Raw genomic sequence first — 15,643 nt, forward strand, 5'->3', positions numbered from 1 at the left:
CGGAAAGTAAAGCGCGTTCGGGTTTATAAACATTCAGCCAACAAAAAAGGGACGCGGCCGAACGCCACGTCCCTTCGAGTTTTACAGATCGACCAGAAGCCTCAGGCGACCTTGCGGCTCTTTTCGAAACGCTTGCGCTCGTTCGGATCGAGATAGAGCTTGCGCAGGCGGATGTTCTTGGGCGTCACCTCGACCAGCTCGTCGTCCTGAATCCAGGAGAGAGCGCGGTCCAGCGTCATGCGGATCGGCGTGGTGAGACGCACGGCCTCGTCCTTGCCGGCGGCGCGGATATTGGTGAGCTGCTTGCCCTTGAGGACGTTCACTTCCAGATCGTTGTCGCGCGAGTGAATGCCGATGATCATGCCGGCATAAACCTTGACGCCGGGATCGATCACCATCGGACCGCGATCTTCGAGGTTGAACATGGCGTAAGCCACGGCCTCGCCCGCCGCGTTGGCGATGAGAACGCCGTTGTTGCGGCCCGGCAGCTCGCCCTTGTAGGGGGCGTAGGAGTGGAACAGGCGGTTCATGATCGCCGTGCCGCGCGTGTCGGTCAGGAGTTCCGACTGGTAGCCGATCAGGCCGCGCGTCGGCGCGAGGAAGACCAGACGCTGGCGGCCGCCGCCCGAAGGACGCAGCTCCTTCATCTCGCCCTTGCGCTCGCTCATCTTCTGAACGACGACGCCCGAATGCTCCTCGTCGACGTCGATCACGACCTCTTCGATCGGCTCCAGCGTCTCGCCCGTCGCTTCGTCCTTCTGCATGACGACGCGGGGACGCGACACGCCGAGCTCGAAGCCCTCGCGGCGCATGGTCTCGATCAGAACGGCAAGCTGAAGTTCGCCGCGACCCGAGACGAAGAACGAGTCCTTGTCCTCGGATTCTTCGATCTTGAGCGCCACATTGCCCTCGGCTTCCTTGAAGAGACGGTCGCGGATCACGCGGCTCGTCACCTTGTCGCCTTCGGTGCCCGCAAGCGGGCTGTCGTTGACGATGAAGCTCATGGTCACGGTCGGCGGGTCGATCGGCTGCGCGACGAGCGGCTCGTTCACCTGCGGATCGCAGAACGTGTCGGCGACCGTGCCCTTCTGCAGGCCGGCGATGGCGACGATGTCGCCCGCCTCGGCGTAGTCGATCGGCGTGCGCTCCAGACCCCGGAAGGCGAGGATCTTGGAGATGCGGCCCGATTCCAGCAGCTGGCCTTCGCCGTTCAGAACCTTGACGGCCTGGTTCGGCTTGATCGAGCCGGACTGGATGCGGCCCGTGATGAGGCGGCCGAGGAAGGGATTGGCTTCCAGGATCGTGCCGATCATCTTGAACGGCTCGTCCTTGCTGGCCGTGTCCGGCTCGGGAACGTGCTTCAGGATGAGGTCGAACAGGGGCTCCAGGCCCTTGTCCTGCGGACCATCGGGCGCATCGGCCATCCAGCCGCCGCGGCCCGAGCCGTAGACGACGGGGAAGTCGAGCTGGTCTTCGGTGGCGTCGAGATTGACGAAGAGATCGAAGATCTCGTTCAGAACCTCTTCGTGGCGCTCATCCGGGCGGTCGATCTTGTTGATGGCGACGATCGGCTTGAGGCCGACCTTGAGCGCCTTGCCGAGCACGAACTTGGTCTGCGGCATCGGGCCTTCGGAGGCATCCACCAGGATGACGGCGCCGTCCACCATGTTCAGGATGCGCTCGACCTCGCCGCCGAAATCGGCGTGTCCCGGTGTGTCCACGATGTTGATGCGGACATCCTTCCACACCACCGAGGTCGCCTTGGCGAGAATGGTGATGCCACGCTCTTTTTCGAGGTCGTTGGAATCCATCGCCCGCTCTTCGGTACGCTGGTTCTCGCGGAACGCGCCGGACTGGGCAAGGAGCTTGTCGACCAGTGTCGTCTTGCCATGGTCGACGTGCGCGATGATCGCGATGTTGCGAAGCTTCATGAAGGCTCACCGAAAGGAGTTGGAACGCGGCAAAGGGCGCGTCTCAAGGAAACGGCCCACCATTTCGCGGTCATTGGGTCGCTTCATAACGGATTTTTCGCAAAAGCGAAAGGGAGGGTCGGCAAAGACCCTCCTTTGCAGATTCGCGAGGGCTCCCGATCATGCCCTCAGGCGGCGAAGCCGCGCTTGCGCATCATGGCGTCCGGGTCCGGCGCACGTCCCCGGAACCGTTCGTAAAGAAGGGCCGGGTCGTCACTATTGCCAGCCGAGTAGATGAAGTCGCGAAGCTTGCGGGCCGTCTCGGGGTCGAATGCATCGCCGGTTTTCTCGAAGGCCTCGAAGGCGTCCGCGTCCAGGACTTCCGACCACATGTAGGAGTAATAGCCCGACGAATAGCCATCGCCCGAGAAGACATGAGCGAAATGCGGCGAGCGATGGCGCATCACCATTTCCGCCGGCATCCCGAGCCCGTCCAGAATCTCGCGCTCGCGCGCCATCGGGTCGGCGGGGGCTGTTCCCTCCTGGTGGAACAGAAGATCCACCAGCGCGGAGGACGTGTATTCCACCGTGTTGAACCCGGCATCATAGGTGCGCGCGGCCTTGAGTTTGTCGGCCTCCGTTTGCGGGAGCGGCTCGTCTGTCACCGCATGGCGCGCATGACGCTCCAGAATCTCGGGCACATCCAGCCAGTGCTCGAACAACTGCGAGGGCAGTTCCACGAAATCGCGCGAGACGGCGGTGCCGGCGAGCGAGGGATAGGTCACATCCGACAGGAGCCCGTGCAGGGCGTGGCCGAACTCGTGGAACAGCGTGCGCGCGTCGTCCACCGAGAGCAGCGCCGGCTCGCCCTTGGCCGGCTTGGCGAAGTTGCAGATATTGTAGATCACCGGCGTCTGGCCGCCGTCGATCCCGTGCTGCGAGCGCAGAGCGCTCATCCAGGCGCCGGAGCGTTTGGAGGAGCGGGCGAAATAATCGCCGATGAAGAGGCCGCGCGCCGTCCCGTCCCGATCCAGAACGCGCCAGCCTCGCGCATCCGGGTGCCAGGCCTTGAGACCGGGCAGGGGCTCGAAGCGCAGGCCGAACAGGCGGTTCGCCACGTCGAAGGCCGCCTCTATCATCCGATCCAGCGTGAAATACGTCTTGAGGGCGCTTTCATCGATGGCGAATTCGGCGTGCCGACGTTTCTCCGACCAGTAGCGCCAGTCCGCCGCCGTGAAGGGCGCGTTCGTGCCGCTGTCGGCCGCCAGGGCGCGCAGCGTCTCGGCATCGCGCAGCGCGGCGTCCCGCGCCTTCTCCCAGACGCGCGTCAGCAGCGCTTCCACGTTGGCCGGGGTCTTGGCCATCGTGTCGTCGAGCTTGTAATGCGCGAAACTCTCGAATCCGAGGAGCTTGGCCTTTTCGGCGCGCAGGCTGAGCATCTCGGTGATGAGCGGGCGGTTGTCATGCGCCGCGTCCATCTCGCCGCGCCGCGTCCAGGCCGCGAAGAGTTCGGTGCGCAGCGCCGGGTTCGGGCAGAAGGTCAGGAAGGGCACGATCACGGAGCGAGAAAGGGTGACGACGTGGCCCGTCAAGCCGCGCTCCTCGGCGGCATCCCGCATGGAGGAGAGGAGAAATCCGGGCAGACCGACCAGGTCCGCCTCCTCCACGGGACGCGCGAAGGCGCGCTCGTCATGCAGCACGTTTTGCGAGAACTGGGTTCCCAGTTCCGCCAGCCGGGCATTGATGTCGGACAGGCGCTCGCGCGCCTCGCCCTGGAGCTTGGCGCCCGAGCGCACGAAACTGGAATGCGTGCGCTCCAGAAGCCTTAGAGCCTCGGGCGAGAGGCCGAAATCGGCGCGCCGCGCGAAGACATGATCGATCCGCGCGAACAAGGCGGCGTTCAGCGTGATGCGAGAGGAATGGCGCGAAAGCTGAGGAGAAACAGTGCGTTCCACTGTCTGCAGATCGTCATTTGTATGGGCGCCGGCCAGAGCGTAGAACAGCGACGCGATGCGGCTGAGTGCGCGTCCCGACCGCTCCATAGCCAGAATCGTATTGTCGAAATCAGGCTCTGCCGGGTCCGCGGCGATGGCATCGATTTCCTCGGCGTGCAGCGCGATCCCCCGATCGAATCCTTGGGTGAAGTCCTGGGGCAACAGCGCGTCGAAATGCGGAAGGGTTTCCGGTGATTCGAAGGCCACACGAACGTCGAATTCGGCAATCTTTTGTTCGAGGGGGGCAGGTTCGATCATTTGCAGGCTTTTCATTAGGTTGGAACACGGTTAGTCGATAAGTGCTTTCCCTTAGAAAGGGCTTCTGGTTAGGACATTAGGCAAGTCTTCGGAAGATTACAAAAAATTTAGTAATTTGGGTCTATTATAAGTGACCCTGAGGAGCGTGGTCGCGACGTGTCTGAGCTTACAACAGGGAATATGTTCGGGTTCTTGCTGACAGATACATCTAGATTGTTTCGTCAGTATTTCGAACGAATGGTCAGCGAGAGCGGTTTCGGTCTGACGCCGGGCGAAATCCGCGCTTTGACGCATGTCTTGCGCTTTCGCGGCTCCCGTCAGGCGCTTCTGGCCGAGCGAATGGGCGTCGAGCCGATGACGCTTTCGGCCTATCTCGATCGTCTCGAAGCGCGCGGTCTCATCAAGCGCATGATGGATTCCAGCGACCGGCGCGCCAAGCTGATCGAGCCGACCGACGCAGCCTTCGTCATGATGAGCGAGCTGGAGCCGCTGTTCGGGCGCATCTTGCATCAGCTGATGCAGGGCATGAGCGAAGACGAGACCCTGGCCGTGACCAAGGGCCTGGAAAAGCTGCGCGCCAATCTCGTGTCCGACCCGCAACTCGTCTGCGCCTCCGCGTCCGCCATCGGCAACACGCCGCTCGCGGTGCTCTGACCCCACCCTGTTCCCGGCGGTTCCGGCCGCTGGCGCCTCTCAGGCGGCAAGGATGCCGCCCTCTCCTCATAGCGGCAACAATGCCGCTTATTCGGCCGCCATGGCCGACGCGCCCAGACACAACATCGCTTCGGCCGCGATGGCGAAGGAGCGCACTCTGGCCCGGTGGTCGTGGATCTGCCCGGTCAAGATGAGTTCGTCCGGCTTGTAGCGCTCGATCAATGCGGCGAGCCCCGTCTGAACCGTCTCGCGCGAACCCGACACCGACACACGCAACGCCTCATCCACACCCGGCCGGAAGGCGGGGTCGATCACCGCGTCGATATCGTCCACAGGGCGGGGAAGCGGGCCGGGATGGCCCGAGCGTAGATTGGCGAAGGCCTGCTGCATGGAACTCTTGAGGCGCAACGCCTCCCGGTCCGTTTCGGCCGCGAAGACATTGGCCGCCAGCATGAAATAGGGCTTGTCCAGCGTCGGCGAGGGCCGGAACGTCTGGCGATAGACCTCGATCGCATCCTCCAGCGCGCCCGGCGCGAAATGGGAGGCGAAGGCATAGGGCAGGCCGAGATGGGCGGCGAGTTGTGCGCCGTAGAGGCTGGAGCCGAGAATCCAGACGGGCACATGGGTGCCGACGCCCGGCACCGCGCGCAGTCGCTGGTGCGGCGCGGCCTCGTCGAAATAGCTCATCAATTCCACCACATCCTGCGGGAAATTGTCGGAGCTTTCCAGGTTTCGGCGTAGCGCGCGGGCCGTCAGCATATCCGTGCCCGGCGCACGGCCGAGACCCAGATCGATGCGACCGGGATGAAGCGTGGCCAGCGTCCCGAACTGTTCGGCGATCACCAGCGGCGCATGGTTCGGCAGCATGATGCCGCCCGCACCAACGCGGATGCGGCTGGTGCCGGTCGCGACATGGCCGATCACCACCGCCGTCGCCGCGCTGGCAATGCCCGTCATGTTGTGGTGTTCGGCCAGCCAGAAACGGTTATAGCCGAGTCGCTCGGTCTCGCGTGCGAGGTCCAAGGTGTTGCTCAGCGCATCGGCCGCGGTGCTGCCGTCCGGAATGGGCGAAAGGTCGAGAACGGAATAGGAAATCATCGTTCGGTCACCATATGGTTTTCTCCCAAGTGGGGAGGATGGTGGACGATGTGAAGACCGGGGAGCGAAAGCGGGCGGCGGAGCGGGCCGCTGCGGCGCTGGCTGCGCCGGGCGCTTGCGCCTCCAGCAGAGCGGCATCGAACGCGCTTCGATACCATGAAAAAGGCCGACGGATCGCTCCGCCGGCCTCGTCTCTCAAGGGGATGGGATCAGAGACCGTTGCGCTTGGCGAGCGTGCGCAGGCGGAGCGCATTCAGCTTGATGAAGCCGGCCGCGTCCTTCTGGTCGTAGGCGCCCTGGTCGTCCTCGAAGGTGACGAGCTTGTCGGAGTAGAGCGACTTGAGGCTCGTGCGGCCGGTGACCATGACATTGCCCTTGTAGAGCTTCAACGTCACCTCGCCCTCGACATGCTCCTGGCTCTTGTCGATCAGCGCCTGCAGCATCTCGCGCTCGGGGCTGAACCAGAAGCCGTAATAGATCAGCTCGGCATAGCGCGGCATCAGATCGTCTTTCAGATGCGCCGCGCCGCGATCCAGCGTGATGCTCTCGATGGCGCGGTGCGCAGCCAGCAGGATCGTGCCGCCGGGGGTCTCGTAGACGCCGCGCGACTTCATGCCGACGAAGCGGTTCTCCACAAGGTCGAGACGGCCGATGCCGTTGTCGCGGCCCAAATCGTTGAGCTTGGCAAGCAGCGTGGCGGGCGACAGGCGCTCGCCATTGATCGACACGGCGTCGCCGCGCTCGAAGCCGACCGTGATGATGGTCGCCTTGTCGGGCGCGGCCTCGGGCGAGATCGTGCGCATATGGACATATTCCGGCGCCTCGACGCTCGGGTCTTCTAGCACCTTGCCCTCGGAGGAGGAATGGAGGAGGTTCGCGTCCACCGAGAAGGGGGCCTCGCCCTTCTTGTCCTTGGCGACCGGAATCTGGTGCTGCTCGGCGAAGTCCAGAAGGTCGGTGCGCGACTTGAAACTCCAGTCGCGCCAGGGGGCGATGATCTTGATGTCGGGGTTCAGCGCATAGGCCGAAAGCTCGAAGCGGACCTGATCGTTGCCCTTGCCGGTCGCCCCATGGGCGATGGCGTCCGCGCCGGTGCGCTTGGCGATCTCGATGAGGTGCTTGGAGATGAGCGGGCGGGCGATCGAGGTGCCCAGAAGATAGACGCCCTCATAGACGGCGTTGGCGCGGAACATCGGGAACACGAAGTCGCGCACGAATTCCTCGCGCACGTCCTCGATGAAGATTTCCTTGATGCCGAGCATCTCGGCCTTGCGGCGCGCGGGCTCCAGCTCTTCGCCCTGGCCGAGATCGGCGGTGAAGGTGACGACCTCGGCGCCCAGCTCCGTCTGGAGCCATTTCAGGATGATCGAGGTGTCGAGGCCGCCGGAATAGGCGAGAACCACCTTCTTGACGTCGCGCGGAAGAGCCATGTTTCGGAAAGTCCCCGGAAAGATGAAACTGTCCTGCGGCTTAACTCAGGCGGCGGCGCGAAGAAAGAGCCAGCGCGTCCGCACCCATGTCATTCGGCCGGTTGAGGCGACATGCCGGGCCGCGCCGAGCAGCGGCTCGCGCCATTGCCCGTCCACACCGGCGTCGATCCGCGCGCCATAGGCATGGGTGATCGAGCGCAGCGCCAAAATCGTGGCGGCGACGATCAGCCAGGAGATCACGACGTCGGACAGGAAATGGCTGCCGAAGGCGATGCGATTGAGCGAAAAGACGAGGCCGGGCAGCGCGAGGGCAAGAGCGACCGGCGCCCGCCAGCCGCGCGGCGCGAGATAGGCCAGCGCCAGCATGGCCATGGCCGAGGCCGCTTCGCCTGAAGAAAAGGAGCAATTGCTGTGGCAGGCGTTCGATATCTGCCAGGGCAGGGTGAAGCTTTTGTCACCGCCGAAGGCCAGAATATGCTCCGGCCGCGCGCGGCCCATCGTGTTCTTCAGAATATGGACGATGCCAAGGCAAGCAACGAGATAGACGCCGAGCACATGAAGCAAGGCGTGGGGCGGGGGAAGGCGCGAGCGAGCACCCCAGACGCCGCGCCCGAGAAGCGCCACCAGAAGGGCGACCGCAATCCAGATCGGCAAGGCGCGGTTGAGATCGCGAATGGCGAGCAGCGTCTCGTTGCGCGCCAGCGGAAAGCCTTCGCCCGGAACAGCGAAAAGGCCGGATACGGCGAGGTCCAGCCCTGGAAACAGTGCGAAGGTGAGGCTGGCGAGGGCCAGAAGCACGAGGAGCGTGGCGACCGGCGCGCCTTGCGCGAGCGCCAAAGCGGCGCGGAGAGGCTGTCGCCGCGCGGGCGTACGGATGCGGGGTCTGCACCGATCGAAAGCCGACCCATCCGCCCAGATCATCCGCCCGCTCCCGTTGTCGATTTCCTATGAGGCGCGGGAAAATCCGCGCGAAGCAGGGTCCCAATACCAGAGGCGGCTTAAGGCTTTTTATTAAATCGATGTCATCTTCATGAAGGATACTTAGAGATACTGAATATCATCTAGGAGGAAAAGTAGAGCTGGTCCGAAGGGAGAGCGCTGCTCCGACCCACGCAACCGCCGGAGTGAAAAGCGGTGCCGTGTCGAGGGCCGCAAAGCAGAGGCCGTCACCATCCTTCCGGCGCCTTGGGTTCGCTCGAGCGCTGCTCGGCCTTCAGTCTGCAGGCGCTTGCCCCCGCCAGCGGAGCGCATGGTCGCAGGCTGTCCACTGATGGGAATTTCGAGCGAAGGGCAGGCGAGGAAGCGGTCCCTCACGTTGGCGTGGAACCGAACCTGTGCCGCGCCTCCGCTGATAGGGAGGGCGGTGTCAACCAACCCGAGACCGCACAGGCCGATATGATGGAGGTCGTCCGCTGCCCTCGAGCCGTTGGGCAGAGTTCATCCTGATGATGCCGCGCCGTGCCCCGTCGCCAAGCTTCGGCCAGCCGCCGCCACACGGAATTGCCGCCCGCAAGATTCCGGTTGCCAGCCGGTCGGTTTCGCGCGAATCCAAAGGGCCTCGCGCTCGAAAGACACGCTCTTGACCTTTCTGCCCGAATTCTCCGCCCTGCTCGCCTTCACGCTGGCTGCGATCGTTCTCACGGTCACGCCCGGCCCGGACATGACCCTGTTCCTCGGGCGCACGCTCGCGCAGGGGCGGCGGGCCGGAATCGCCGCCATGCTAGGGGCCTGCTCGGGCGTTCTCGTCCATACGACGGCGGCCGCGATCGGCCTGTCGGCTCTGGTGGCGGCCTCGCCGGAAGCCTTTCTGGCGCTGAAGGTCGCGGGCGCGGCCTATCTCGCCTGGCTCGCCTTCGGGGCGATCCGCAACGGTTCGTCCTTCTCGCTGGACAAGGAAGCCGTGCCGCCGCAATCCTTCTTCCGCAACTGGCTCACGGGCGTCGGGATCAATCTTCTGAACCCGAAGATCATCCTGTTCTTCGTCACCTTCCTGCCGCCCTTCGTGGCGGCGGGCGATCCCTATGCCGGGCAGAAGCTCTTCTTCCTAGGCGTGTATTTCATCGTGATCGCCGTGCCCATGTCGATCGGCATGATCTTCGCGGCCGACAGCATCGCCGCCACGCTCAAGCAGAAGCCGAGCGTCATGCGCGCGATCGACTGGGTGTTCGCCTCGGTCTTCTCCGCCTTCGCGGTCCACATCCTCCTGGCGCGCGCCTGAGGGGCGCCGGGCTAGCGGAGATCGTCGGGGAGCCTCGTGGGCTGGTTCGGTTGGGCGCTGGCCTCCGCCGCCTTCGCGGCGCTGACGGCGATCTTCGGCAAGATCGGCGTGTCCGGCATCCAGTCCGACCACGCCACCTTCCTGCGTACGCTGGTAATCCTCATGCTGATCGCGGGCATCGTGAGCGTCGGTGGCCATTGGCGCAGCCCGGCCAACTGCCCGGCCGCTCGCTCGCCTTTCTCGCTCTGTCCGGCCTCGCGACGGGCGCATCCTGGCTCTGCTATTACCGCGCGCTTCAGAGGGCCAGGCGGCTCAGGTCGCTCCGATCGACAAGCTGTTTGTCGTGCTCGTGGCCGTTTTCGGCGTCCTGTTCCCTGCGGAGCGCTTGAGCCCCACCGGCTGGGCCGGTGTGGCGCTGATCGCGCTCGGCGCGGTTCTGGTGGCTTGGCGATAGCGGGCGTCAGGCATACGCATAAGGCCCACCGCGTGCGAGGGCTGCTCCGTAGGCCGGGCGGGCGTGGATGCGCTCCAGAAAGGCCGGCAGGTTCCGCCGGCCCTCGAAGCCGACGCGCGAGCCCGCCGCCTCCAGCGGGAAGCTCATCATGATGTCGGCAAGCGTCATGTTCGGCCCGGCGAACCAGCCCGTGTCCGCCAGCGCCGCATCCCAATAATCGAAGAGATCGGCCAGGCGGGGGGCCAGCAAATGCTGGTCCACCCCGCGCATCAGCGCCTTGGCGACCGGGCGCACGACGAGCGGGGCTTGGGCCGGGATGCGGGCGAAGACGAGCTTCATGAAAAGCGGCGGCATGGCCGAGCCCTCGGCGTGATGTAGGAAATGCTGCATCCGCCACCAATCGGGCGAGCCGCGCTCGGGCTGGAGCCGGCCCGCGCCATAGGTCTCAGCAAGATAGGTGACGATCGCACCCGTTTCGGCGAGCGTCAGGCCGCCATCGGTGAGGACGGGCGACTTGCCGAGCGGGTGGACCTGTTTCAGTTCCGGCGGCGCGGCGAGCGAGGGAAGGCGCTTGTAGGACTTCACCTCGTAGCGCAGGCCCAACTCCTCCAGCAGCCAGAGTATGCGCTGCGAGCGGGAGTTTTCGAGATGGTGGATCGTGATCATCTGCGCCTCGGCTTCCCTGCCGTCCGATGCGCCTGAACCTGCGCCGCGCGCTCGCGCCGCAGGTAGCGCATGGGCGACCCCTGTGAAGCCGTAGAGCTAGGGCGGTCCTGGCAAAAGAGGATGGAGGGGCAAGAGCTAGGACGGCTTGCGCGTCGGCCCGTTCTGGCCGAACGTCGCGTCATGAACGACGCTCCCACATTTCACCTTCGTCTCGCGACGGATGCCGACCGCGAGGCGGTCAACGCCGTCTGGCACGCCAGCGCCAGCCTTCCCTCGGTCGGCCTTCCGGCCATGCCGAGTCGGGCGGCCCTGCGTGCGCGGCTGGATGTCGAATGGGTGTCGGGCTGGCGCGTGACACTGGCGGAGAGGGGGGATGAGATTCTCGGCTTTGCCGCGCTGAAACCCGCCGAGGCGATGCTGGATCAGCTTTTCGTGCATCCGGATGCGCTGGGGCAGGGCGTCGGGGCGGCGCTTCTGGACCATGCCAAGGCGGCGATGCCGGAGGGTTTCACGCTCTACACGATCTCCGCCAACACGCGGGCGCGCGCCTTCTACGAGGCGTCCGGCCTGACGCTCCTGCGCCATGCCCCGCATCCGCAGCGCTTCTATTCCATCACCTATTACGGCTGGGGAAGCGCGATCTGATCATGCGGTAGGCACCTCGCTCTTGCGGGAGCGAAGAGGTGGCGTTCCTCTTAGTCCAGCCGGGCCGCCTGACGCAGGGCGGCGTTGATGCGGTCCTGCCAGCCGGGGCCGTCCTCCTGAAACTTCTCCAGAACGTCGGCGTCGATGCGCAGCGTCACGCTTTCCTTCACACCCGGCACGCGCGGCGCTTCCGCCACGCGGGCGGCGGGCTTGGTGGTCGCGGATTTGAACGCCGCCTCGGCGGCATCGCGTGGGTTGATCGGGCGTCGGGCCATCGGGTCAGTCCTTCGAAGGGGCGGTGGTGGGAAGGCGGGCAACGGCTGGGCGGCGGCGGCCCGCGCCGTGGCCGGCCACGATCCAGTAGGTGAGGGCGAAGGCAAGCCCGGCGACGATCGTCGCGGTCTGCACTCGCATGTCGGTGGCGGCCGTGCCGGCATGGGCGGCGATGGCCCCGCCGATGAGACCTGCGATCAGATGGATCAGAATGGAGCGCAGGCGCAGCGCCTCGCTCAACACCAGAAAGACCAGAAAGGGCACCAGCGCCGTCCATCCGACCTGCGCGGCCTGCAAGGTGAACAGGAACACGAGATCGGCGATTTGCGCGGGGTTGCTCAGCGCGGCACCGGGCAGTTCCACGAAGGGCAGGATCAGCGCCGCCGCCCCCGCGCAGCAGGCGAGAACGAAGCCCATCGGGATCAGGAACAGAATGCGCAGGACGGCGCTCACACCGCGACAGCCGCCTCCAGCGCCAGACGATCGCCGCGCTTCATGCGCTCGGACTCGGACTTCAGCTGCCCGCAGGCGGCGAAGATATCCCGACCGCGCGGCGTGCGGATCGGCGAAGCGTAGCCGGCCTGATTGACGAGTTCGGCGAAGCGCTCGATCTGCTCCCAGTCCGAGCACTCATAGGGCGAGCCCGGCCAGGGATTGAACGGGATCAGGTTGATCTTGGCCGGGATGCCCTTGAGCAGGCGCACCAGCTCGCGCGCGTCGGCCAGGCTGTCGTTGACGCCCTTCAGCATCACATATTCGAAGGTGATGCGCCGCGCGTTGGAGAGGCCCGGATAGGCGCGGCAAGCGTCCATCAGCTCCTTGATCGGATATTTCTTGTTGATGGGCACGAGCACGTCGCGCAACTCGTCCGTCACCGCATGGAGCGAGATGGCGAGCATGACGCCCATCTCCTCGCCGGTCTTGGGGATCATCGGCACGACGCCGGAGGTGGAGAGCGTGATGCGGCGCTTGGACAGGGCCAGCCCGTCCCCGTCCGAGACGACCGACAGAGCCGACTTGACGTTGTCGTAATTATAGAGCGGCTCGCCCATGCCCATCATCACGACGTTCGACACGAGCCGGCCGTCGGACGGCACGATCGCGCCCTGCGGGGTGGACGCATCGGGAAAGTCGCCCAGGCGCTCGCGCGCCGTCAGAACCTGCCCGACGATCTCGGACGGCTCCAGATTGCGCACGAGGCGCTGCGTGCCCGTGTGGCAGAAGGTGCAGGTCAGCGTGCAGCCGACCTGGGACGAGACGCAAAGCGTGCCGCGCCCTTCCTCGGGGATATAGACGGTCTCGATCTCGACCGGCCGGCCGGCCCCCCGCGAGGGAAAGCGGAACAGCCACTTGCGCGTGCCATCGACCGAAATCTGCTCTTCCACGATCTCGGGCCGGCGGATTTCGAACTGCTCGTCCAGCGCCGCGCGCAGGTCCTTCGAGACATTGGCCATCTGGCCGAAGTCGGAGACGCCGCGCACATAAAGCCAGTGCCAGAGCTGCTGGACGCGCATCTTGGCCTGCTTGGCAGGAATGCCGGCCTCGATCAGCGCCGCGCCCATGTCCTCGCGCGACAGGCCAAGCAGCGATCGCTTGGCGGCGGCCGGCTCGGAAGCCGCGGCCGGACGAGGGCGGGCAGTGGCGTCGGAAAGGTCGATCGTCGCGCTCATGGGCAAATCCCGTCGCGCGGCATCGTGCGGGGCCACGCTGGTCTCAAAAAGGTCGGTCAGGCTCGGATCGAGATCAAATGAGCCCAATTGGCCGAAATCGCAAGTCCCCCCGAGCTTCAAGCTTGATTTCGAACGCGAAAAGGCCGGCCCGGAACTGTCCGAGGCCGGCTTGGGACGCGCGAGTGTCAGGCTGCGAAAACCTCGCGGCCTGCGCTTACTTGCACTTGGTGATGGAGTTCAGCGCCGCCGTCACGCCGGCGAGCGAATAGGTGTAGTTGGTCTTGGTGCCACGCTGGGACACGGCGTCCACCTTCAGCGACTTGCCGTTCTTGAGAGCCGCAACGAGCTTGGGCTCTTCGGCGGCGTTCTCCATCCAGGCGCTTTCGCCGCGCACGAACATGTTGAACTTCTTGCCGTCGACATCCACCACGACCTTGGAGCCCTCGCGCAGCGGATAGCCCATCACGACCTGCGGCTCGTAGGAGGTCTTGGCGCCCGGCTTCTGCGACACGAGGAAGAAGATGTCGCCGTGATCGACGCTGGCGGGCTGCATCGTCTTGGGCGTCGAGAGGACGTAGCAGACCTTGCCGCCGCTCGCATCGTAGGAATAGCTGCCCCAGTCGTTGAACTGGTTCATGCGCGTCGGCGTCTGCGCAGCCTGTGCCGCACCCGAGAGCAGGAGCAGAGCCGCTGCAGCCGTCAGTAGATGTTTCATGGAGATCCTCTCCTGTCGCAAACCCGATCGCCGCGCGCTTCGATCCGTTCGAATCCGCACGAATTCATCGTGCGTATGGTGAACGAAACCCCTTTCCACAGGGTAAACGATCTGGAAACCGGAGGGCGGGAATGGTCGCAAACCCGTGTCCGGCCCCTATCGCCCGGCCGGTCCGGCCGGTCCTTCGAAGGCGGTGAAGCCTCGTGGAAGCGGGTAAATGGGGCATCAGTGTGTTGAGACCGGGGAGAAAACCGGCCCGCCGCGCTAGGGAGAGCCGAGCCGACAGGTTCACACCTGTTTCGCTTGCCCCTCGGCCGGCGCTTCGTCCGGTGTCAGCACCTCACGCGCCTTGTCGTAATGCTCGGGGCGGATGTTGTTGCGCACGGCCGTGAAGGCGGCGAGCAGAATGGCCATGTCATCGGTATAGCCAAGGCCCACGATGAAATCGGGAATCGCGTCGAAGGGCAGCACGAAATAGGCAAGCGCGGCCAGAAGGATGCCGCGCGAGGCCGCCGGCGTCTTGGAATCCAGCGCGCAGTAGTAGGACGCGACGACATCCTCGGCAAAGGGGATATGGCGCATGGCGCGCTTCATGGTCTTGAAGAAGCCGCGCCGCACGCTGGCCTCCTGCTGGCGCTGCTCGGCCTCGGAGCCCGGCGGCAGGATTTCACCGACCAGCCCCTCCGGCAGGGGCGCGAGCGTTCCGGCCGGTGCCGTGCCTGCGGGGATCTCGGACATCTCGTCGCCTTTGTCGCTCATACCGCGCATTCTCCTGAAGACCCGACCGATATGGTGCGGGCTTTCGCGTTTCGAAAGCGGGCCCGAGCGGCCCGCTCCCGAAAGACGCGATCAGCGGAAGGCGGGTTCCAGAAACGCGCCGCCGAGCGACGCTTCGCGCGCGGTCGAGCCGCCCTTCAGCGGGAAGGCTTCTTCCAGGACATAAGGCCCGCCGCCCACCGAATCGCGCGAGGACAGGAGAACGAAGCGCCCGACCGTGAAGGGCGCGGTGCGAAAATCGCCCCGACCGGCGAGATAGCGGGCGACATCCTCGTCCTTGGCGTTGCGCAGTCGGGCGAGCGTCACATGCGGCGTGAAGCGGCGCGGATCGGGGGCGAGCCCGACGCGCCGGGCCAGCTTGTCCATCTCGTCATGCAGATGGTCGAGCGCGCGCGAGGGGTCGACGCCCGCATAGACCGAATGCGGCTTCTTGGAGCCGAAGGCTCCCATGCCGCGCAGGGCGAGAGGAAAGGACGCCTGATGCACCCGGTCCAGCCCGGCGACCAGCTCGTCGGCCGTGCGCGCATCGACATCGCCGAAGAAGCGCAGGGTAATGTGGTAGTTCTCGGCGTCGATCCAGCGCGCGGCCGGCAGGCCGCCGCGCAGGAAAGACAGGCTCAGCGCGGCGTCGCGCGGGATCTCGAGGGCTGTGAAAAGTCGCGGCATGCGTGAGATCCTTCCCGCTGTGAGGGGCCATCTCATGCCGGGCGTCCCTTCGGGCGTCCCCGCGAGCCGATGGCCGTCTATGCCATTCCATCTTCATGATGTTCATCACGCGCGCCTGACTTCAAGGTGACGCATGGGAGCCATGCATGTTGCCGGATTGCTGTTGCTGCGTTGCACTCTTAACCAATGGGTAACCCGAGCCGGTCTCGGCTCCT

15 protein-coding genes and 1 pseudogene are annotated in these 15,643 nt (G+C 65.3%); 4 read left to right on the forward strand and 12 right to left on the reverse strand.

The window, feature by feature from the left end:
* Nucleotides 1-101: 101 nt before the first annotated feature.
* Together typA and NS365_RS06300 are read right to left on the reverse strand one after the other, a co-directional pair.
* A complete protein-coding gene (gene typA, locus NS365_RS06295; protein WP_058599424.1) occupies nucleotides 102-1,931 on the reverse strand; it encodes a translational GTPase TypA in 1,830 nt (609 codons plus the stop codon).
* Between the two features lie 167 nt (nucleotides 1,932-2,098).
* Complete coding sequence (locus NS365_RS06300; RefSeq protein WP_058599524.1) at nucleotides 2,099-4,162, reverse strand: M3 family metallopeptidase; 2,064 nt, start codon at nucleotides 4,160-4,162, stop codon at nucleotides 2,099-2,101.
* Between the two features lie 237 nt (nucleotides 4,163-4,399).
* On the opposite strand from NS365_RS06300, the gene NS365_RS06305 reads away from it, so the two are divergent.
* Entirely contained in the window at nucleotides 4,400-4,816 is a 417-nt protein-coding gene (locus NS365_RS06305) for a MarR family winged helix-turn-helix transcriptional regulator (protein WP_244497090.1), read from the forward strand.
* An 87-nt stretch (nucleotides 4,817-4,903) separates the two neighbouring features.
* Here NS365_RS06305 and NS365_RS06310 read toward each other — a convergent pair whose 3' ends face one another.
* The 3 genes from NS365_RS06310 to NS365_RS06320 all read right to left on the reverse strand — a co-directional run bounded on the left by NS365_RS06310 (nucleotide 4,904) and on the right by NS365_RS06320 (nucleotide 8,265).
* Nucleotides 4,904-5,914, reverse strand: a complete 1,011-nt coding sequence (locus NS365_RS06310) for an LLM class flavin-dependent oxidoreductase (protein WP_058599426.1) — start codon at nucleotides 5,912-5,914, stop codon at nucleotides 4,904-4,906.
* 209 nt (nucleotides 5,915-6,123) lie between these two features.
* Entirely contained in the window at nucleotides 6,124-7,344 is a 1,221-nt protein-coding gene (locus tag NS365_RS06315) for an argininosuccinate synthase (RefSeq protein WP_058599427.1), read from the reverse strand.
* A 45-nt stretch (nucleotides 7,345-7,389) separates the two neighbouring features.
* Complete coding sequence (locus NS365_RS06320; protein ID WP_082684467.1) at nucleotides 7,390-8,265, reverse strand: phosphatase PAP2 family protein; 876 nt, start codon at nucleotides 8,263-8,265, stop codon at nucleotides 7,390-7,392.
* 658 nt (nucleotides 8,266-8,923) lie between these two features.
* Here NS365_RS06320 and NS365_RS06325 point away from each other — a divergent pair.
* Nucleotides 8,924-9,562: a LysE family translocator gene (locus NS365_RS06325; protein WP_058599429.1), complete on the forward strand. Its 639-nt coding sequence runs from the start codon at nucleotides 8,924-8,926 to the stop codon at nucleotides 9,560-9,562.
* 36 nt (nucleotides 9,563-9,598) lie between these two features.
* Nucleotides 9,599-10,016: pseudogene (locus tag NS365_RS06330) on the forward strand (EamA family transporter).
* A 6-nt stretch (nucleotides 10,017-10,022) separates the two neighbouring features.
* Here the strand turns inward: NS365_RS06330 and NS365_RS06335 are convergent.
* Nucleotides 10,023-10,682, reverse strand: coding sequence for a glutathione S-transferase family protein (locus NS365_RS06335; protein ID WP_058599430.1), 660 nt, complete (start codon nucleotides 10,680-10,682; stop codon nucleotides 10,023-10,025).
* Between the two features lie 180 nt (nucleotides 10,683-10,862).
* Here NS365_RS06335 and NS365_RS06340 point away from each other — a divergent pair, with 180 nt between their 5' ends.
* Nucleotides 10,863-11,327, forward strand: coding sequence for a GNAT family N-acetyltransferase (locus NS365_RS06340; protein WP_058599431.1), 465 nt, complete (start codon nucleotides 10,863-10,865; stop codon nucleotides 11,325-11,327).
* A gap of 50 nt (nucleotides 11,328-11,377) precedes the next feature.
* Here NS365_RS06340 and NS365_RS06345 read toward each other — a convergent pair whose 3' ends face one another.
* The 6 genes from NS365_RS06345 to thpR form a co-directional block, all read right to left on the reverse strand.
* Nucleotides 11,378-11,602 (reverse strand): BrnA antitoxin family protein, encoded by a 225-nt coding sequence (locus NS365_RS06345; protein ID WP_058599432.1) that lies wholly within the window; start codon nucleotides 11,600-11,602, stop codon nucleotides 11,378-11,380.
* 4 nt (nucleotides 11,603-11,606) lie between these two features.
* Nucleotides 11,607-12,053 (reverse strand): hypothetical protein, encoded by a 447-nt coding sequence (locus NS365_RS06350; RefSeq protein ID WP_058599433.1) that lies wholly within the window; start codon nucleotides 12,051-12,053, stop codon nucleotides 11,607-11,609.
* A complete protein-coding gene (gene rlmN, locus NS365_RS06355; protein ID WP_058599525.1) occupies nucleotides 12,050-13,270 on the reverse strand; it encodes a 23S rRNA (adenine(2503)-C(2))-methyltransferase RlmN in 1,221 nt (406 codons plus the stop codon). The genes NS365_RS06350 and rlmN overlap by 4 nt, the downstream gene beginning before the upstream one ends.
* A 214-nt stretch (nucleotides 13,271-13,484) precedes the next feature.
* Nucleotides 13,485-13,985, reverse strand: coding sequence for an invasion associated locus B family protein (locus NS365_RS06360; RefSeq protein WP_374700756.1), 501 nt, complete (start codon nucleotides 13,983-13,985; stop codon nucleotides 13,485-13,487).
* 288 nt (nucleotides 13,986-14,273) lie between these two features.
* Nucleotides 14,274-14,744, reverse strand: coding sequence for a YkvA family protein (locus NS365_RS06365; protein WP_082655741.1), 471 nt, complete (start codon nucleotides 14,742-14,744; stop codon nucleotides 14,274-14,276).
* Between the two features lie 90 nt (nucleotides 14,745-14,834).
* Nucleotides 14,835-15,428, reverse strand: coding sequence for an RNA 2',3'-cyclic phosphodiesterase (gene thpR / locus NS365_RS06370; RefSeq protein WP_058599434.1), 594 nt, complete (start codon nucleotides 15,426-15,428; stop codon nucleotides 14,835-14,837).
* Nucleotides 15,429-15,643: the final 215 nt, after the last annotated feature.

This window comes from Aureimonas ureilytica (assembly GCF_001475935.1).
Classification (GTDB): Bacteria; Pseudomonadota; Alphaproteobacteria; order Rhizobiales; family Rhizobiaceae; genus Aureimonas; species Aureimonas ureilytica_A.

Coding starts and splice junctions, on each gene's coding strand:
- typA (WP_058599424.1), bottom strand. CDS start 1,931: ATGAAGCTTCGCAACATCGCGATCATCGCGCACGTCGACCATGGCAAG.
- NS365_RS06300 (WP_058599524.1), bottom strand. CDS start 4,162: ATGATCGAACCTGCCCCCCTCGAACAAAAGATTGCCGAATTCGACGTT.
- NS365_RS06305 (WP_244497090.1), top strand. CDS start 4,400: ATGGTCAGCGAGAGCGGTTTCGGTCTGACGCCGGGCGAAATCCGCGCT.
- NS365_RS06310 (WP_058599426.1), bottom strand. CDS start 5,914: ATGATTTCCTATTCCGTTCTCGACCTTTCGCCCATTCCGGACGGCAGC.
- NS365_RS06315 (WP_058599427.1), bottom strand. CDS start 7,344: ATGGCTCTTCCGCGCGACGTCAAGAAGGTGGTTCTCGCCTATTCCGGC.
- NS365_RS06320 (WP_082684467.1), bottom strand. CDS start 8,265: ATGATCTGGGCGGATGGGTCGGCTTTCGATCGGTGCAGACCCCGCATC.
- NS365_RS06335 (WP_058599430.1), bottom strand. CDS start 10,682: ATGATCACGATCCACCATCTCGAAAACTCCCGCTCGCAGCGCATACTC.
- NS365_RS06340 (WP_058599431.1), top strand. CDS start 10,863: ATGAACGACGCTCCCACATTTCACCTTCGTCTCGCGACGGATGCCGAC.
- NS365_RS06345 (WP_058599432.1), bottom strand. CDS start 11,602: ATGGCCCGACGCCCGATCAACCCACGCGATGCCGCCGAGGCGGCGTTC.
- rlmN (WP_058599525.1), bottom strand. CDS start 13,270: ATGAGCGCGACGATCGACCTTTCCGACGCCACTGCCCGCCCTCGTCCG.
- NS365_RS06360 (WP_374700756.1), bottom strand. CDS start 13,985: ATGAAACATCTACTGACGGCTGCAGCGGCTCTGCTCCTGCTCTCGGGT.
- NS365_RS06365 (WP_082655741.1), bottom strand. CDS start 14,744: ATGAGCGACAAAGGCGACGAGATGTCCGAGATCCCCGCAGGCACGGCA.
- thpR (WP_058599434.1), bottom strand. CDS start 15,428: ATGCCGCGACTTTTCACAGCCCTCGAGATCCCGCGCGACGCCGCGCTG.